This window comes from Cohnella sp. GCM10020058, assembly GCF_042683485.1.
Taxonomy (GTDB): Bacteria; Bacillota; Bacilli; order Paenibacillales; family Paenibacillaceae; genus Cohnella.
On record NZ_JBHUJV010000025.1, the window covers coordinates 304976 to 322939 of the forward strand.

Here is a 17964-nt window from a genome sequence, read left to right on the forward strand (position 1 = left end):
TCGCCCACTGCATCCAAGGATCATCAACTTAACGGAGGTTCTACATGAGCATACGCAATCGTACATCCGCTGCGCGCAGAGCTGCGCTGTTCGTTATCATCCTGCTGCTGGGCATACCGGTCGCCGCTTTCCGCACCGCCTCGGCCGAGCCGGCAGCGCCTGACGTGAAGCTCGTCATCGGCCAAGCATCCGTGACGACCGGGAGCGCCGCCACGATCCCCGTCTCGGTCAAGACGGAAAAGGCGATCGCTTCCTACAACGTTCAGATCGATTACGACCCCAAGGCGATCGAGATCGTCTCGGTCGCGCCCAAGTACGGCAGCACCGACGATACCGCTTGTTTGACCGACGAGAAAGGCTGCATCCGCACGAGCTTCGATAACGAAGGGGGATGGCTGCGCGCCGCCTGGATCGATCCGAGCGCGGGCAGCGCGGCGGAGCATCCGATCGCTTCCGATCAGACGCTGTTCGAGATTCAGGTGCAGGCGAAAAACCAGACCGGCAACCAGGCGTTGTCGATAAACGCTTTGAGCGCGGAGAACCTGTCGTTCACAGGCGGCACGTTTTCCGGCGCGAAGGCCAATGCGCTTACGGTCAGCGTCGAAGCCGGGCAATTGAGCGTGAGCAGTCCGAGCTCGACTTCGGCAAGCGCCGACCTAAAGGTCTACATCGACGGAAAGCTGCAGCCCAAATCGGCGACCGTAACCTTCGGTAAGGTCGGCAGCCGTTCCGTGGCGAACATCGCCGTAGACAATGATGCCGTGGAAGCGCGCATCGCCGGCAATGAGACGAAAAAGCTGCTTCTTGACGCGAGAGGCGACGCCTCCGGCGCCATCGTCTCCAAGCTGAACGGCAAACTCGTGAAGACGATGGAGAGCAAGGAAGCCGTGCTGGAGATTGAGACGGACAAGGGCGGCTATACGCTGCCTGCCTCGCAAATCCGCATCGACGACATCTCCGCGCAGATCGGCAAGGATGTCGCCCTGCAGGATATCGAGATCAGCGTTCGCATCGCCGATCCCGAAGACGCCGATCTTGCGAAGCTGGAGCAAGCGGCGCAAAGCGCGGGCGCCTCGCAGGTCGCGAAGCCCGTCAGCTTTGAAGTCGAGGCTTCCTATGGCGGCAAAGTCATCAACGTCAGCCGGTTCAGCAGTTATGTCGAACGGAGCGTGTCGTTGCCCGAGGGCATCGATCCGTCCCGCATCACGACGGGCGTCGTGCTGAACGCAGACGGCACTGTCTCGCATGTGCCCACGGTCGTCACGGAGCAGGACGGCAAATACTATGCCACGATCCGGAGCTTGACCAACAGCGTATATACGGTGATCTGGCATCCGAAGACTTTCGCGGACGTGGCCTCCCACTGGAGCCGGAACGACGTGAACGATCTGGCTTCCAGGTTGGTCGTGAACGGCGCGACGGCGACGGCCTTCGAGCCGAATCGCGGCGTCACGCGCGCCGAGTTCGTCTCGATTCTGGCGCGGGGTCTTGGCCTGCACGTCGCGCAGGGCTCTGGAACGACGGCGGCTTATACGGACGTGCCGGCCGGAAGCTGGTATGCGGATGCGGTCCGCATCGCGGCTTCCTACGGTATCGCGGGCGGCTACAGCGACGGTACCTTTAAGCCGGGCGCATTGATAACCAGGCAAGAAGCGATGGCGATGCTGGACCGCGCGATGAAGCTGGTCGGGATGACGGCCGGCAGCGGAACCTCGACCGGCGATATATTGGGCGCGTTCGCTGACGCCTCGGGCATCGGCGCCTGGGCGAAGGACGCCGTTGCTTCTGTCGTGGAAGCCGGATTGGCGCAGGGTGCCGGCGGGAAGCTGAATCCCGGCGCGGGCATCACTCGTGCGGAGACGGCGGCGATGGCGCACAGGCTGCTGGTGAAGGCGGGTTATATTGATGGTACGTTGTGACCTAGTTCGGCGTTACGTTGACACATAAGGGTTCGACAGCAGAGCGCTTCGGCGCTCTGTTTGTTGCGTTTAAAGCGATTAAGCGGGACGGGCCGCGAGTAGCCGGGACTCGCAGCCCAGGCGCTGTTTTGCGTTAAGCGATTGTTCAGAAGAGACAGATATAATGGAAAAAGTTGTCGAATTGTGTCCGATGGACGCAAATCAGCATCGAGGGGAGATTCAGGACTTGAATAAATCGTTCGCATGGAAAAGATCCGCGGCCGCGGCCGCGCTTGCCCTGCTCGTCGCGTTGACAGCATGGTACGTAACGCCGGCGCAGGCTGCGCAATGGAGCTTCGCGGAGGGAAACGGCACCGCCGGACTTAACGTGAATGCGTCGAGCTCGGCCAGTTATCCGTCGATGATCGATTTTAACGGTAAGCTGTACGCAGGATGGTCGGAGCTTACGGGATCGTCTTATCAACTGCGCGTCAAAAAATACGACGATGCTTCCGGCGGTTGGGTCGCCGGAGACGATGGCTCGCCGCTTAACGTCAAGCCGAGCGACAGTGCGATGGCGCCTTCCTTTGCAATCTATGGCGGGACGCTGTATGCGGCTTGGCACGAAGGATCATCGTTCGGCCAGAACATCCGCGTCAAAAAGCTGGTAGACGGCATTTGGAAGTCCGTCGACGGCGGCGGGGCAAACGGCCTGAACATCGATGTCACAAAAAGCGCGACAAATGCGCGTTTGATCGTTTATAAGGACGTCCTCTTCCTGTTCTGGGAGGAGGACAACGCGCAGGGGCGCTCGCAGATTCGGGCCAAGAAGTACGCCGGAACCGGCTCGACGTGGACCGCTGCAGACGGCGGCGCGTCGTTGAACGTAAGCAGCTCGGATCTCGGCAGAGACGCGAGTTTGGCCGTTCAGGACGGAAAGCTCTATATGGCGTTTACTGAACTGGACAATAAGGGCGAATTCGCCGTGGTTCATGTCAAGGCATTCGACGGAACGAACTGGACGTTGACCGACAATCCTGTCTCCGGCATTAATGTGAATGCGTCGCAATCCGCGAGCACGCCTTCGCTAGCTGTATACGGCGAAGGAGCGGGACAGCTCTATGTAGCCTGGAACGAGTATGTGGAAAACGCACAGAACCCAGCTATGCCTGCAGCCCAGACCCGAGTCAAGAAATGGAACGGCTCGGCCTGGGTGTCGGCTGAAGGCGGATCCTTGAATTACGATCAGGGATACAGCGCTTATAAGGTAAATTTGAGGGCTTACGCAGGCAAGCTTTACGCTGCTTGGTCGGAGGAACCGTCCTACCAGATCCGCGTCAAAGCATACGACGGACAAGCATGGTCCTGGGCGGACGGCGGCTCGGATCAAGGCCTCAACAGCAGTCTTACGAGCGAAGGCATGCTGCCGAGCCTCGAGGTTCATGCGCGTCCTTCGGGCAATGAACTGTTCGCCATTTTCATCGAAAAAGGACAGGTTCGCGTCACTCGCATGGCACCGTCGAATGCGGCGCCTAAGGCAAACGACGTAAGCTTCACAGGCACGTTGAAGGAAGGTCACACGCTATCAGGCACGTACAACTACGCGGATAACGAGAACGACGAGGAAGGTACGACGACATTCAAGTGGTACACGGCGAATGACAGTGCCGGCACTGCGAAAGTCGCAATTCCGGGCGCAACGTCGGAGCAACTGCAGCTGACGAACGCGCAGGCCGGCAAGTATATCGTCTTTGAAGTAACGCCCGTAGCGAAGGCCGGCACGGTTACAGGCATGCCGGCCACGTATACGAGCGCTGCGCCTGTCGCTGCAAACGCGGCACCGACGGCAAGTTCCGTAGGATTCACAGGCTCGCTGAAGGAAGGAAATCGCTTAGAAGGCTCGTACACTTACGGCGATGTGGAAAACGATGAGCAAGGCGACACGACGTTCAAGTGGTACACGGCGAACGACAGCGAAGGATCTGCAAAGGCGGAGATCGCAGGCACAACGACGGCGCAGCTTCAACTGACGAGCGCGCAGGTCGGTAAGTACATCGTCTTCGAAGTGACGCCGATTGCGAAGGCCGGCACGACGACGGGCACGCCGGCGACCTTTACGAGCGCAACGCCGGTCGCCGCGAACGCGGCGCCGACGGCAAGCGAGGTGCATGTCGTTGGCGGGTTGAAGCTGCTGCAGACGCTGACGGGAAGCTACACGTATGCGGACGCGGAGCAAGACGCAGAAGGAACATCGGCCTATCAGTGGTATGCGGCCGACGATGCGCAAGGCACGAACAAGACGGCGATCGTAGGCGCAACGGACAAGACGCTGATTCTGAAGGCCGCGCAGTACGGCAAGTACGTGAGCTTCGAGGTGACGCCTTTGGCCTCGACGGGCACGGCTGCCGGCGCATCCGCCCAGAGCGCCGCGCTCGGACCGGTCGGCGTTCTGAAGGGCGACGTCAACGGGGACGGTTATGTCTCCCCTGCCGACGCGCTGATCGCCAACAAATATGCGACCGGGAAGACGACGTTGACCGATGAGCAAAAAGTCATTCTCGATATGGACGACGATGGCGATGTCGATGCGGAAGATGCGAAAATTATCCTGGCGATCTATAACGGGGAGAGGAAGTGAGCGGCATGCAGGCTATTCAACGAATGATTAATGGCGGACGGCGCGGCCGTCGTCTGACGGCCGCGCTGCTGACGCTGTGCTTGGCCCTCGGGCTGCTGCCGATAGCGGCGCATGCGGCGCCATACCAACAATTCAAGGCATCGGCGGCGAATGCAACGGGCCGGGGCGGGGAGACGGTTGACGTAACCGTCTCGCTGCAGCCGAACAGGCTGCCGACCATTACCGTATACGAGGGTTTCCGGGCGTACACGCTGCACGTGCAGTACGATCCGCAGGTGCTGACGCTGAAGAGCGGCGGCGTCAAGGACAAGACGAACGCTGCGCACTTCGAAGCGGACACGTCGGTGGCGGGCAGCGTCTATGTCGCCGCCGATACGTTCGGCATCGGAACCGACGGATTGATCACGGGGACGGCGGATGTCTTCACGCTGACGTTCGAGGTCAGCAAGGATGCGGCGCCTGGCACGACAAACGTCGTACTCGACGAAGGCACTTATACGTACAGCGTGGAGCCTCTACGAATCCAGAGCTTTGCCAATGCGCAAGTGACGATTGAAAACGATGCGCCGACGGCTGGCAGCGTCGCGATCGACGGCACGCCGTCGGTCGGACAGACGTTGACGGGCAAGTACGCCTATGCGGATCGGGAAGGCAATGCCGAAGGCGTCTCGACGTACCAATGGTACGCGGCGTCCGATGCGTCCGGAGCGGACAAGACCGCGATCGAGGGCGCGACGTCGAAGACGCTGCAGCCGACCGATGCGCTGATCGGCAAGTACCTGCTCTTCGCGGTGACGCCGGTGGCGGCGGGCGGCGCGACGACGGGGACGGCAGCGCTGAGCGCGGCGGTCGGACCGGTCGACGTTGCCCGCGGGACAACGACGGTCGCGATCGGCCGGGCGTCGGGCCTGCAGGGAGCGACCGTCGACGTGCCGGTCACGCTGACGGCCGCTTCGGCGGAAGTCGGCTCGTACGGCATGAAGCTCGCATTCGACCCGGCTGCGCTTGAGGTGACGGGCATTGCCGGACCTGGCGGCGAGCTGTTCGACAGCGGCTATGACAATGAAGCGGGCTGGCTGAGAGCAGCCTGGGCCGACCTTGCAGGCGGCGACAAGGCGCTCAAGGCCGGAGACAAGCTGTTCACGGTAACGTTTAAAATCAAGTCGGACGCAGCATACGGCAGCTATGCGTTGAAGGTCGCCGACGAAGCGGATCTGCGGCAGTTCACGGTGACGGACGCCGCGGCGTACGAGACCATGAAGACGCTGACGGCGGGCAGCGTAGAGGTGTACGCGCCCTCCTCGGCGGCGCAGCCTGATAAGGAGATTATTACAGTCGACGTGAAGGATGCCGCCGCCGCCGACGGCGGCGCGGTCGCCAAGGCGCAGATCGAGCGCACGAAAAAAGCGGACGGCACGAAGAGCGACAAGGTCGTGCTGACGGCGGACCAGGCGAAGCAGACGGTGGCGAGCATCGTGGCCGCAGGGTCGACGATGGCGAACATCATCATCCCGGATACGAAGGACGAAGTTTCCGAAGTGAACGTGACCGTGCCGAAGGATGCGGGCCAGCTGATCCGGGACGCGAAAATCGGTCTTGGCATCGTGACGGACAACGTGAAGGTACAGATTCCGGCAGCGTCGCTGCAGAATTTCACGGACGAGCTGTACTTCCGGTTCGTGCCGATCAAGAGCGAAGCGGGCAAGCAAGAAGCCAAGGCGCGCGCCGAGCAGGATGCGGCCGTGAAGGCGGCGGCAGGCGAGCTTGGCGTCACGGTCGTCGGCCGTCCGATGACGATCGAGACGAACCTGCAGGGCCGCGAAGTAACGCTGGTCATGCCGCTTAAGGGCGTAACGATGAGCGAGACGGAGCTTGCGAACCTGGGTATCTACGTCGAACACAGCGACGGAACGAAGGAACTGCTGCACGGCAAGCTTGTCACGTATGAGAGCGGCGTGAAGGGCATTGAATTCAAAGTGAACAAGTTCAGTACGTTCACGCTCGTGAAGACGGCGGGTGCGGCGCACGAAGCGTATGTTAAAGGCTATGCGGACGGTACGTTCCGTCCGGAGCGGACGATTACGCGCGCCGAGATCGCGGCGATCCTGTCGCGGACCGTAACGCTGCCGGCTGCGGCGGCCGATATCGCATACGGCGACGTGGCGGGCGGCTACTGGGCCAAGAACGAGATATCGTCGGTAACGACGATGGGCCTGATGAAGGGCTACGCGGACGGCACGTTCGGCGCGGAGAAGCCGATCACGCGCGCCGAGCTGGCGAGCCTGGCGGCGAAGCTGATGGACGGCAAGGCAACTGCGTCCGCAGCAGGAGCGGGCTTCACGGACACCGCAGGCACGTGGGCGGAAGCGGCGATCAAGCAGGTGCAAAGCGCGGGCATCATCAAGGGCTACGAGGACGGCAGCTTCCGTCCTGGCAAGCCTGTGACGCGCGCCGAGGCGGTCGCGATCATGAACAAGCTGCTCGGACGCAGCGCATCGGCAGCCTTAGTTGCAGAAGCCGCGGCAGTATCGCCGTGGCAGGATGTACCGACCACGCACTGGGCATACGGCGACATCCTCGAAGCATCGATCGCGCACGGCTACACGACAAGCGCCGAGGGCGCGGAGCAGTGGATTTCCGGCAAATGAGTTAAATGACGGTTAATGCATGGACCGAGCGTCGTTTTCACGGCATTCGGTCTTTTTTTGTTGTCAGGTCAGCCAGGGTTTCTGGGTGGCCTTTTTAGTTCGCTCTGCCCGTCAGCTGGAACGACGTTCGTTGGCTCATCGGATCTTGTAATGGGCGAAGAAGTCTCAGCTAGAACTACATGGGTGCGGACGACGACTGCGGGAGGGTTTAGCGCGGGCATCGGGCGCCGGCAATCGCACGAGTCACAATAATGCTATCTCGGTCACCGTAGTAGATAGATGGCGTGCCGGGGCGGACTGTACAATGACATCACAGACCAAACGTAAGGAACGTGATGGAGATGGAGCAGGCCACGCCAACCGTGCCGGCCGCGATCGAGAAGCGCAGAGCGGCCAAGGCGAAGACGCTGAACCAGGGCTATTGGAAAAGGTATGGCGTGTTCTACCTGATGATGGCGCCGGCGTTGATCGTACTGATCGTCAACAACTATATCCCGATGGCAGGCGCGCTGATCGCTTTTAAGCAGATGACCTATCAGTCTCCGAGCTTCATCGAGAACTTCATGGACAGTCCGTGGGTCGGCTGGGGCAACTTTAAGTATTTGTTCGCGAGCAGCGACGCCTGGGTCATCACGCGCAACACGATGGCGTACAACGCGGTGTTCATTGCCCTCAATACGATCATTGGGGTCGGAATCGCGATCGCGCTGAACGTCATGCGCAACCGGACGCTGTCCAAGCTGCATCAGACGGTCCTCTTCCTGCCCTACTTCATGTCGTGGATCATCCTCTCGTATCTCGTGTACGCGTTCCTCAATCCGGACATCGGCATCCTGAACAAATTCGTCCTGCCGTGGTTCGGCGCGCAGCCAATCGACTGGTACTCGGATTCGAAATGGTGGCCGGTCATCCTGCCGCTCGTCAACACGTGGAAAGGCATCGGCTACTACGCGGTCATCTTCCTCGCGGCGATCGTCGGCATCGACAACGAATACTATGAAGCCGCCCATATGGACGGCGCGACCAAGTGGAGACAGATCTGGACGATCACGATCCCGCTCATCCGCCCGGTCATCATCACCATGACGCTGCTGCAGATCGGCCGGATTTTCTACGCGGACTTCGGCTTGTTCTTCCAGGTGACGCGCAATGCCGGGGCGCTCTACGACAAGACGCTGGTCATCGACACGTACGTGTATCAGGGCTTCCTCGTCTCTGGCGATATCGGGATGTCCTCGGCGGCCGGCCTCTACCAGGCGGTCATCGGCTTCATCCTCGTGTTGACCGCGAATCTGGTCGTCAGACGCATCAGCAAGGAAGACGCCTTGTTCTAGGCGCCAGCCGCCCGCGACCACAGAAGGAGGAACCTATCCATGGCAACCAGCGCCATCCGAAAACGCAAGTTTAACGCGAACGAAATCTCCGCCGGCACCAATGCCGTGATCAATACGGTCTTCTGGATCTATAGCGCGCTCTGCGTGATCCCGCTGCTTATCGTCATAGCCGTCTCACTGTCCGACGAACGGACGGTGACGGTCGAAGGCTACAACATCTGGCCGAAAAAATTCAGCCTGGGCGCCTACGATTTTCTGCTGAACGACTGGAAGCCGATCGTCCATTCGTACGGCGTATCGATCTTCGTCACCATCGTGGGCACACTCGTCGCGCTCTCGATCATGACGCTGTACGCTTACCCGATCTCGCGGCGGGACTTCAAGCACCGCGGCATCTTTTCCTTCATCGTGTTCTTCACGATTTTGTTCAACAGCGGACTCGTGCCGTTCTACCTGACCTACAAGCAAGGGCTCCATCTGCAAAATACGCTGCTTGTCCTCATGCTGCCGATGTTCGTCCAGGGTTTTTTCGTCATCCTGATCCGCACGTTCTTCTCGGGCTCGATCCCGCCGGCGCTTATCGAATCGGCCAAGATCGACGGGGCGGGCGAGCTGCGCACCTTTGTACGCATCGTGCTGCCGCTCTCGTTGCCGGTACTCGCCTCGGTCGGACTGCTGTGCACGCTGAATTACTGGAACGACTGGTTCCTGAGCCTTCTCTTCATCAACCAGGACGGACCGATGAGCATCCAATTCCGCATGTACAAGACGCTGTTAGATATTGCATACTTAAGCTCTAACTCCCAGGCGTACTCGGCGATCATGCAGGCGAATCCGAACTTCCAGATGCCGAGCGAGACCGCCCGGATGGCAATGGCCGTCGTCGGGATCGGGCCGATCATCTTCATCTATCCGTTTTTCCAGCGCTACTTCATTCAAGGGCTTACCGTCGGCGCCGTCAAGGGCTGACCCGATCCGGCCGTCGTCCCGCGCGGCGGCTGCCGGACCCAATTTGCAGGCTGAACCCGGTTACCGGCCGGTTCACGCATATACAGCGGTACTCACTATGAAAAGGGAGGCAATACCCATGTTCGTACAAACCAGGCTCGGCAAGTCCGCGCTCGCCCTCGCGGCGCTCTCCGTCGTGCTCGCAGGCTGCGGCGGCAACAACGACAACAACAACAAAGGCGCCGACGCGTCCGCGTCGCCTTCGGCTGCCGCTTCGCCGAAGGCTTCCGCCAGCGGCTCCGCATCGGCGAGCGCATCCGCCTCCGCGTCCTCTGCGGCATCGGACCTCAAGGAATACAAGCTGACGCTGTATCTCCCCGGCACGCCGCCCAAGGACGAGGCAAAGGTCGAAGCCGAGATCAACAAGTACCTCAAGGAAAAGATCAACGCGACGCTCGATCTGAATCTTGTCGACTGGGGCCAATGGGACAACAAGATGAATCTTGCAATCGCTTCCCGCGATCCGATGGACATCATCTTCACGGCCAGCTGGAACGGCCACGCGACCAATGTGGCCAAGGGCGCCTTCCTGCCGCTGAACGATCCCAACGGCAAGTACGGCAACCTGCTGGAAAAGTACGGCCAGGACATTTTGTCCACGCTGCCCGAAGCGTTCCTGAAGGGCGCCAAGATCAATGGCTTCAACTACGGCGTCCCGACGAACAAGGAGCTCGCCGAGCAGGGCGGCATCATCTTCCGCAAGGATATCGCCGACGAGCTTGGCGTCACCGACCAGCTGATGGCCGCCAAGACGATCGCGGACCTCGAGCCGGTCCTCGCCAAGGTCAAGGCCGAGAAGCCGGAGATGACGCCGGTCTTCCTGCGCGACGGGGATAACTTCAACTCGCACTACTTTGCCAAGTACGACTTCCTGGGCGACAACACGATCGAGGGCGCGATCATGAAGGACGGCGACGAGACGACGGTCAAGCCGCGCAATGAGCTGCCGCGCTACAAGGAGACGCTGGAGATTACCCGCGATTTCTTTAAAAAGGGCTATATCAACAAAGACGCGGCGACGACGCAGCTGAGCGGCAACGACGCGATGAAGAAGGGCAACGTGTTCATGATGACCTCCGCCCTCAAGCCGGGCAAGGACGCCGAGACGGCGAACGCGACCGGTCTCGCAGGCAAGCTGGCGCAGGTCGCGATGACGGACCGCACCGTCGCGACGAGCGATACGGCGGGCTCGATGCTGGGCATCTCCACTACGTCCGGCGATCCGGAGCGCGCGATGATGTTCATCGACCTGCTGCACACCGACAAGTACCTGAACAACCTGCTCAACTTCGGCATCGAGGGCGATCATTATACGAAGAGCGGCGAGATCATCACGCCGACCGACAATACGGGCAACTACGCGATCGGCGCGACCTGGATGCTGGGCAGCCAATTCCTGAACTACGTCTGGAACACGGAAGCGCCGGACAAGTGGGAGCAGTTCAAGAAGTTCAACGAAGGCGCGCACAACTCGCCGGGTCTCGGCTTCACATTTAACGCGGAGCCGGTCAAGTCGCAAGTGTCCGTCGAGTCCAACATCCGCAAGCAGTACGACCCGGGCCTCGACACCGGCTCGATCGATCCGTCCAAGGCCGACGAGTATTACAAGAAGCTAAAGGCGAACGGCCTTGACGCGATCATCGCTGAGAAGCAGAAGCAGCTGAATGCTTTCTTGGGCAAGTAAATCGTAGATTGGTAAAGGAAAGCCGCCGGCGCTGAACGGTTGAACAACGACCCGCAAGACGGACACTTTGAGAAAAGTGACCCGATTGCGGGTCGTTTGCGTTTCCATAATAGGTTTCTCGAACGGATCAACAAAATTGATATAAGGGGATCAGACAAAGAAAGATACAATGCAGAGAGCGAATCAACAGGACGATTCAATTCTATCTGGACTAGAGAAAGGCAGCGGGGCAAAAGCCTGCGAATCTGCAGGCTTTGCCTCGGAGCCCGACTCCGTATGGGAAAAGATGCAGATTAGCAGGCTTTTTTAACGGCAACGGCCCCAATGCGCTGTTCAAGCACCAAAAGATGCACGTAAAGTCAATTTCATAATTCAAAAAGTCGCTAGTTTAAACAAACTTAATCATAAGACTTGACGAATAACGTTCGGTTTTGGACTTATTTCCGAATCTCAGAGGTTCTATTTTGTATTAAAAGTTCGGATTTATTCTGGTAAAAAATGTTTATGAAATTGACTTCGTATGCAGGCATTTGCGCCAAAAACCATCCAAGTGTAAAAAGAGATGTATATTTGCAGGCTATCGAGAGTTAGCCATCTGCCGAGCCCCACTGCGCTATCTTCGCAATCAACTGATATTAAAAAGTAAATCTTCAGGCGAGTAATCGGCGTTGTAGGAGTGGCGGAGTAGCGGAGGGGGAGAGGGGAGAGGAGCCGAGGAGCCGAGGCGCTTTTTTTCTGATCCTGACGGGGGATTCGGGAAAAGGGCAGCGGGTTTTGGGCGTGCGGAGCATTTCGGATGTGTGGCGGGCTTAAAAGCCTGCATGTATACATGTATTTTCTGCCGACCCGGGAGGCTGAATGAAATAACTGCAAATATGCAGGTAAATGCAGAGCACAAGCCGGAGATGGGGGGGATGGAGGGAAATAGCTGCATATTTGCATCTTTTCTGCTCAAAAGGGTCGATTTCGGCGAAAAAAGATGTATATTTGCAGGCATTGCGGCGAAAGAACGAAGCGGGCGACGAAGCGGCGTGCGAAGCGGGCGAAAGAAGCGGGCGAACGAAACAGGCAACGAAGCGGGCGACGAAGCTGGTGACGAAGCTGGTGACGAAGCTGGTGACGAAGCGGGCGACGAAGCGGACGGCGAAGCGGCGACGAAGCAGATGACGAAGCGGACGGCGAAGCGGGCAAACGAAGCAGGCGTGCGATTGGCGCCCATCGGAGCGGCATCGGATGATGAGTCTTCGATAGGTGTCCGTGCGAATCGCGTTTCGGATATCCGCCAAAACGAAAAGGACCGTCAGGGAGATCCTCGATCTCCCCTGACGGTTTCTTTTCGTCTGCAAATCTAGCTAAACCCCTACACCCAACCTTTATCCATCGCCTTGCAGATCACCTGCGCAAACAGCGAGTTGGACCAGGCGAACCACGGACGGGTGAAGATCGCGGGATCGTTGCAATCAAAGCCTTCGTGCATGAAGCCCGTGTCGGCGTCCGTGGCGATCAGCACCTCGATGAGGTCCTTGACCTCCTGCTCGTCCGTGCTGGTCAGCGCCTGCATGGACAAGGCCATATGCCAGACATAGCCGTCCTTGGTATGGGGACTGCCGATGCCCTTGGCGTGCTTTCCCTCAAAGTAGTACGGATTGTCGAAGCTGAGCGCGAACCGCCGCGTGTTCTGATAGACGGGATCGTCCGCCGGGGCGTAGCCGAAGTACGGAATGGACATGAGGCCCGGCGTGCCGGCGTCGTCCATCAGGCAGTAGTTGCCGAAGCCGTCGGTCTCGTACGCGTAGATGCGGCCGAAGCGCGGGTGGTTGACGATGCCGTAGGCGCGGATGCCGAAGTCGATCTGCTCGCGCAGCTTCTGCGCGCGCTCGGCGAGGCCGGCGTCCTGATAGATCGTGCTCGCAATCTCGCGGATATGGCCGAGGATGACGACGGCGAACATATTGCCCGGCACGTTGTAGCCGAACAGGGACGCATCGTCGCTCGGCCGGAAGCCGGACCACGTCATGCCGGTGTAGTTGACGGGCAGGCCGAGGCCTTCGTTTTGCATCGTTTCGGTTTCCTTGAAGCCTGGGCGCAGGAAGCGATAGGGCGATTTTTCCATATGCCGCTGCTCGGTGCGAATGACGTCCACGATCGAGACGAGCGCCTGGTAGCAGGCGTCGTCGAAGACGTCCGTCTTGCCGGAGGCGTGCCAGTAATCGTACAGCAGCTGCACGGGGAAGCAGAGAGAGTCTAGCTCGTACTTGCGCTCCCACATCCAGGGAGTCATGTCGGACAGGTCGCCGTCGTTGTAGTGCTTGCCGCTGGCCGTCTCGTTGAACGCGTTCGTATAAGGATCCTGATTAATGTAAAAAAGCTGGCGGCGAATGAGCCCGCCGATGATCCGCTGCAGCTCCTCGTCCTCGCGGACGAACGGCAGGTAGTGGCGCACCTGCTCGGTCGAGTCGCGCAGCCACATGGCCGGGATGTCGCCGGTGAAGACGAAGGTCGTGCCGTCGTCCAGCAGCTTGGTCGTCGTCTCGAGCGTATTGGGAAAGCAGTTGCGGAACATCCGCTGCAGCTTGGGACGGTGGGCGAGCCGCCGGTCGGCTTCGTCGAGAAAGTCGCGGATCGAAGCGGGCAGGGCGGATACGGTCTGCGTCATATTCTTTTCCTCCTTGGCGTGGCTGGCTGATTGGAACGGGAAGGGCGGTCAGGCTCGCAACGAATCAACACACAGGTTGTCACACCTCGCGCAAGCGCGCAATATGTAACGTTTGCAGCCTTGAAAACGGTTAAAACTTTACACATTCCGCCCCTCGTCCAAATGAGAGCGTCTACATCCGAAACCCTTGCGCCACAAGGGTTTTGCGCTTTTTACAATGACAATGCACATCTCACATATTTACGGTGCGCGCCTGCCTTCCCTACAATTCAAATTGTAATCGCTGCCACGCCGCTGCCTGCCGAGGGATGAATGCGCTCACAGGTTCCGCCTGGCGGTTCAGCAAGAAGGGAGGAGCAACGTGAAAGCAGAAACGCAGCAAGTTCAAACGATGGACGGCAGCCTGCCGCTGCCGAAGAAGCTTGCCGAACGCGCGTCGCTCGGCAAACGGATCTGGCGCAACTGGGAGCTGTACCTGTTCGTCGCGCCGGCGCTTGTCTACTTTATTTTATTTCATTACCTGCCGATGTACGGGATCCAGATCGCGTTCAAAAACTTCATGCCGGCCAGAGGCGTCATGGACAGTCCCTGGGTCGGATTTGCTCATTTTGAACGGTTTTTCCACTCGTATTATTTCTGGGATCTAATCTGGAACACGTTCGGCATCAGTTTGTACGCGCTTGCGGTCGGGTTCCCGCTGCCGATCATTCTGGCGCTCGCCTTCAACGAAGCGAAAAACGGGCTGTTCAAGAAATCGGTTCAGACCGTGACGTACGCGCCGCACTTTATCTCCGTCGTCGTCATGGCCGGGATGATCATTACGTTCCTGTCGCCGTCGTCGGGTATCATCATCAAAATCCTGGAGTGGGTGGGCATCGACGCGCCGCAGTTTCTGACGGATCCGCGGTGGTTCAAGACCGTGTACGTCCTGTCCGAGGTGTGGCAGAGCGCAGGTTGGGGCACGATCATCTATTTGGCGGCACTGGCGGGCGTAGATCCGCAGCTGCACGAGGCCGCTATCGTAGACGGCGCGAGCCGGTTCAAGCGCGTCCTGCATATCAACCTGCCGACGATCGTCCCGACGATCACGATCATGCTCATTCTGAACATGGGCAACATTCTCGGCGTGGGCTTCGAGAAGATCCTCCTGCTGCAAAACTCGCTTAACATGGAGTCTTCCGACGTCATTTCCACCTTTGTCTATCGAACCGGTCTGGTCGACGCGCAGTACAGCTTCTCGACCGCGGTAGGGCTGTTCAACTCGGTCATCAACGCCATCCTGCTGATTCTCGTCAACCGCATCGCCAAGCGGACCAGCGAGACCAGTCTGTGGTAGAAGGGAGAAATGCGCATATGAACCAAGCCAACGCTGCGATAAAAGCGTCCAAGGGCGACAAGATCTTCATGTTCATCGTCTATCTGTTCCTGGCCGTCGCGCTGATCGTCGTCCTGTATCCGCTCATTTATATCCTCAGCGCGTCGATCAGTTCGCCGAAGCTCGTGAACGCCGGAGAGATGTGGCTGTGGCCCAAGGGCATCACCTGGGACGGTTACACGCTCGTGTTCCAAAACTCCAAAATCTGGAGCGGCTATCTCAATACGATCATCTACACGGTGCTCGGGACGGCGCTTAACCTGGCCATAACGCTGCCCGCCGCCTATGCGCTCAGCCGCTCCGATTTTGTAGGACGCACGTTCTTCGTTATTATTATCCTGGTCACAATGTTCTTCAACGGCGGACTGGTGCCGACGTATCTCGTGGTCAAGGACCTTCATCTGATCAATACGATGGGCGCGCTCATTCTGCCGGTGGCCGTCTCGGTCTGGAATCTGATCGTGGCCAGGACGTTCTTCCAGACGACGATCCCGAGAGAGCTGCAGGAAGCCGCGCAGATCGACGGCTGTACGAACCTGAGACTGTTCACCCGCGTCGTGCTGCCGCTATCCTTCCCTATTATCGCGGTTATGGCGTTGTTCTACGGGGTCGCCCACTGGAACAGCTATCTGCCATCCTTGCTCTATCTGAACGACGACGCCAAATATCCGCTGCAGATGGTGCTCCGGCAGATTCTCGTCCTTCAGGAGATGACGGCGGAAACGACCGGCGCCGCAATCAGCGGGGACATCGCCAAGGCGATGAATTCCAAGGCGGAGACGGCCTCCTTGCTCAAATATGCGGTTATCGTCGTCTCCACGCTGCCGATCATCGCGGTCTATCCGTTTTTGCAGCGCTACTTCGTTCAAGGCGTCATGATCGGCTCGGTCAAGGGCTGACGGCACGCGGGCTTTATTAATAACCGGCTTCGGCCGCTTATTATATATGCCCCGCCGTCGCCTGCGGCGAACGGGGCGACCCATTACGCGATTCATCATTATAAACGGGAGGGTTCATCCATGGGATCGTACGCAAAAACAGGCAAGCTGCTGCTCGCGGCGTCAATCGGAGTCGGCCTGCTGGCCGGCTGCGCCTCGAACGAGAAAAAAGAATCGGCAGGCGCCACCGTCAACAAAGAAGGCTTTCCGATCGTAAGCGAGCCGCTCACGCTCACGCTGATGGCGCCGGATACGGGCGACCAGGACTGGAAAAAGATGAAGGTCCTCGACATCATGGCCGAGCAGAGCAACATCAAGCTCGACTTCCGCAACGCGCCCAAGGACAGCTTCGATACGAAGAAAAACCTCGTGTTCGCGAGCGGCGACTATCCGGACATGTTCTATGCCTCCGGGCTGACGACGGCCGAACAGATCAACTACGGCGAACAGGGCATCCTGATTCCGCTGGAAAATCTGATCGACGAGTACGCGCCGAACTTCAAGAAGGTGCTGGAAGACAATCCGGAAGTGCGCAAATCGATCACCGCGCCGGATGGCCATATCTACGCGCTGCCGGTCATCGAGATGAGCCAGCACTGGTATCGCAACCCGATCTGGTACAACGGCGACTTCCTGAAGGCGCTGAACATCACGAAGCTGCCGACCACGACCGAAGAGCTGTATACCTATCTGAAGCGCGTCAAAACCGAGGATCCGAACGGCAACGGCAAGGCCGACGAGATCCCGCTGACGGCAAGCAACGCGAGAGACGTCAACCTGCGGGACATTCGTACCTGGCTGCTGGGCTCGTTCGGCGTATATGAGGACACGATCTACGTGGACGACAGCAAAAAAGTGCACTATACGCCGCTGGAAGAGGGCTTCAAGCAGTATCTTACGTTCATGAACCGCCTGTGGAACGAGGAGCTGCTGGATCACGAGAGCTTCTCTCAGACGGACGAGCAGAAGAAGGCGAAGGTACAGAACAACCAGGTCGCGATGTTCGCCAACTGGAACGCTTATATGTCCCTCGGTGGCGACCCTTCGACGGACGATCCGATGTACGCGCCGGTGAAAAGCGAGATGGTCGACAAGCCGGCCATCGCGGCGAATGCGGGCATCACGCCGGGCGCGTTCGCGATCTCGAGCACGAACCCGTCCCCCGAAGCGTCGATGCGCTGGGTCGATTACCTGTATTCGTATGAAGGCGCGCTGCTGTTCAACAAAGGGCCGGAAGGCATCCTGTGGAAGTACACGGACGAGGCGACGCGCACGAAGGAATACCTGCCGATCCCGGACGGCGGCACCGACCGCGAGAAGTATCGCTCGACGCTGACGCCGAATTACGGCATCCCGGCGCCGACGATCAACACGGACGATATCGAAAAGGGACTGAAGGGCGACTTCGAAATCTGGGTCGCCAAGGAAACGCAGACGAAGCTGCTCGATCAAGGCGCGCGTCCGCCGTTCCCGACGCTGTTCCTCACGTCCGACGAGCAGACGCAGGTCAACAGCCTGACGTCCGATCTCAACACGTACGTCAACCAGATGGAAGCCAAGTTCATCACCGGCGCCGAGCCGCTGAGCAACTGGGACAAGTACGTGGACACGCTGAAGAAGATGGGCGCCGAGAAGATGGCGAAGATCTATCAGGGCGCGTACGACCGGTGGGCTTCTAATTAAGAGGATGGGGACCAAGCGGTTGCGGAAGCTGCCAAACCGTCGCGAGGCGGTATAGAAACAACGGCGCAGCGAACGCTGCAAATGCAGGGAAGCGCGAAGGCC

Annotated in this window: 11 protein-coding genes; 10 read left to right on the plus strand and 1 reads right to left on the minus strand. The window is 59.2% G+C overall.

The window, feature by feature from the left end; all coding sequences use genetic code 11:
• Window positions 1-44: 44 nt before the first annotated feature.
• The 7 genes from ACFSR7_RS35135 (at window position 45) to ACFSR7_RS35165 (ending at window position 12562) form a co-directional block, all read left to right on the plus strand.
• Window positions 45-1919, plus strand: coding sequence for an S-layer homology domain-containing protein (locus ACFSR7_RS35135; RefSeq protein ID WP_378169290.1), 1875 nt, complete (start codon window positions 45-47; stop codon window positions 1917-1919).
• Window positions 1920-2145: 226 nt separating this feature from the next.
• Window positions 2146-4536 (plus strand): dockerin type I domain-containing protein, encoded by a 2391-nt coding sequence (locus ACFSR7_RS35140; protein WP_378169291.1) that lies wholly within the window; start codon window positions 2146-2148, stop codon window positions 4534-4536.
• Window positions 4537-4541: 5 nt separating this feature from the next.
• On the plus strand, window positions 4542-7184 hold the full coding sequence (locus ACFSR7_RS35145) for an S-layer homology domain-containing protein (RefSeq protein WP_378169292.1): 2643 nt from the start codon (window positions 4542-4544) through the stop codon (window positions 7182-7184).
• Between the two features lie 341 nt (window positions 7185-7525).
• Window positions 7526-8518 (plus strand): ABC transporter permease, encoded by a 993-nt coding sequence (locus tag ACFSR7_RS35150; protein WP_378169294.1) that lies wholly within the window; start codon window positions 7526-7528, stop codon window positions 8516-8518.
• A 39-nt stretch (window positions 8519-8557) separates the two neighbouring features.
• Window positions 8558-9487: a carbohydrate ABC transporter permease gene (locus ACFSR7_RS35155; RefSeq protein WP_378169295.1), complete on the plus strand. Its 930-nt coding sequence runs from the start codon at window positions 8558-8560 to the stop codon at window positions 9485-9487.
• Between the two features lie 118 nt (window positions 9488-9605).
• Window positions 9606-11210 carry an ABC transporter substrate-binding protein gene (locus ACFSR7_RS35160; RefSeq protein ID WP_378169296.1) on the plus strand — a complete coding sequence of 535 codons (1605 nt, stop codon included), beginning with the start codon at window positions 9606-9608 and terminating at the stop codon, window positions 11208-11210.
• 1031 nt (window positions 11211-12241) lie between these two features.
• Complete coding sequence (locus ACFSR7_RS35165) at window positions 12242-12562, plus strand: hypothetical protein (RefSeq protein ID WP_378169297.1); 321 nt, start codon at window positions 12242-12244, stop codon at window positions 12560-12562.
• A gap of 8 nt (window positions 12563-12570) precedes the next feature.
• On the opposite strand, the gene ACFSR7_RS35170 is transcribed toward ACFSR7_RS35165, so the two are convergent.
• Entirely contained in the window at window positions 12571-13866 is a 1296-nt protein-coding gene (locus tag ACFSR7_RS35170; RefSeq protein WP_378169298.1) for a glycoside hydrolase family 125 protein, read from the minus strand.
• 391 nt (window positions 13867-14257) lie between these two features.
• On the opposite strand from ACFSR7_RS35170, the gene ACFSR7_RS35175 reads away from it, so the two are divergent.
• From ACFSR7_RS35175 to ACFSR7_RS35185, 3 genes are all read left to right on the plus strand, one after another.
• Window positions 14258-15202 (plus strand): ABC transporter permease, encoded by a 945-nt coding sequence (locus ACFSR7_RS35175; RefSeq protein ID WP_378169440.1) that lies wholly within the window; start codon window positions 14258-14260, stop codon window positions 15200-15202.
• Window positions 15203-15219: 17 nt separating this feature from the next.
• Entirely contained in the window at window positions 15220-16140 is a 921-nt protein-coding gene (locus ACFSR7_RS35180; protein WP_378169299.1) for a carbohydrate ABC transporter permease, read from the plus strand.
• Window positions 16141-16260: 120 nt separating this feature from the next.
• Window positions 16261-17862, plus strand: a complete 1602-nt coding sequence (locus ACFSR7_RS35185; protein WP_378169300.1) for an extracellular solute-binding protein — start codon at window positions 16261-16263, stop codon at window positions 17860-17862.
• Window positions 17863-17964 lie beyond the last annotated feature (102 nt).

What these genes read in the sequence shown, in the direction of transcription:
- ACFSR7_RS35135 (WP_378169290.1), top strand. Translation starts at nt 45, where the DNA reads ATGAGCATACGCAATCGTACATCCGCTGCGCGCAGAGCTGCGCTGTTC.
- ACFSR7_RS35145 (WP_378169292.1), top strand. Translation starts at nt 4,542, where the DNA reads ATGCAGGCTATTCAACGAATGATTAATGGCGGACGGCGCGGCCGTCGT.
- ACFSR7_RS35150 (WP_378169294.1), top strand. Translation starts at nt 7,526, where the DNA reads ATGGAGCAGGCCACGCCAACCGTGCCGGCCGCGATCGAGAAGCGCAGA.
- ACFSR7_RS35155 (WP_378169295.1), top strand. Translation starts at nt 8,558, where the DNA reads ATGGCAACCAGCGCCATCCGAAAACGCAAGTTTAACGCGAACGAAATC.
- ACFSR7_RS35160 (WP_378169296.1), top strand. Translation starts at nt 9,606, where the DNA reads ATGTTCGTACAAACCAGGCTCGGCAAGTCCGCGCTCGCCCTCGCGGCG.
- ACFSR7_RS35170 (WP_378169298.1), bottom strand. Translation starts at nt 13,866, where the DNA reads ATGACGCAGACCGTATCCGCCCTGCCCGCTTCGATCCGCGACTTTCTC.
- ACFSR7_RS35175 (WP_378169440.1), top strand. Translation starts at nt 14,258, where the DNA reads ATGGACGGCAGCCTGCCGCTGCCGAAGAAGCTTGCCGAACGCGCGTCG.
- ACFSR7_RS35180 (WP_378169299.1), top strand. Translation starts at nt 15,220, where the DNA reads ATGAACCAAGCCAACGCTGCGATAAAAGCGTCCAAGGGCGACAAGATC.
- ACFSR7_RS35185 (WP_378169300.1), top strand. Translation starts at nt 16,261, where the DNA reads ATGGGATCGTACGCAAAAACAGGCAAGCTGCTGCTCGCGGCGTCAATC.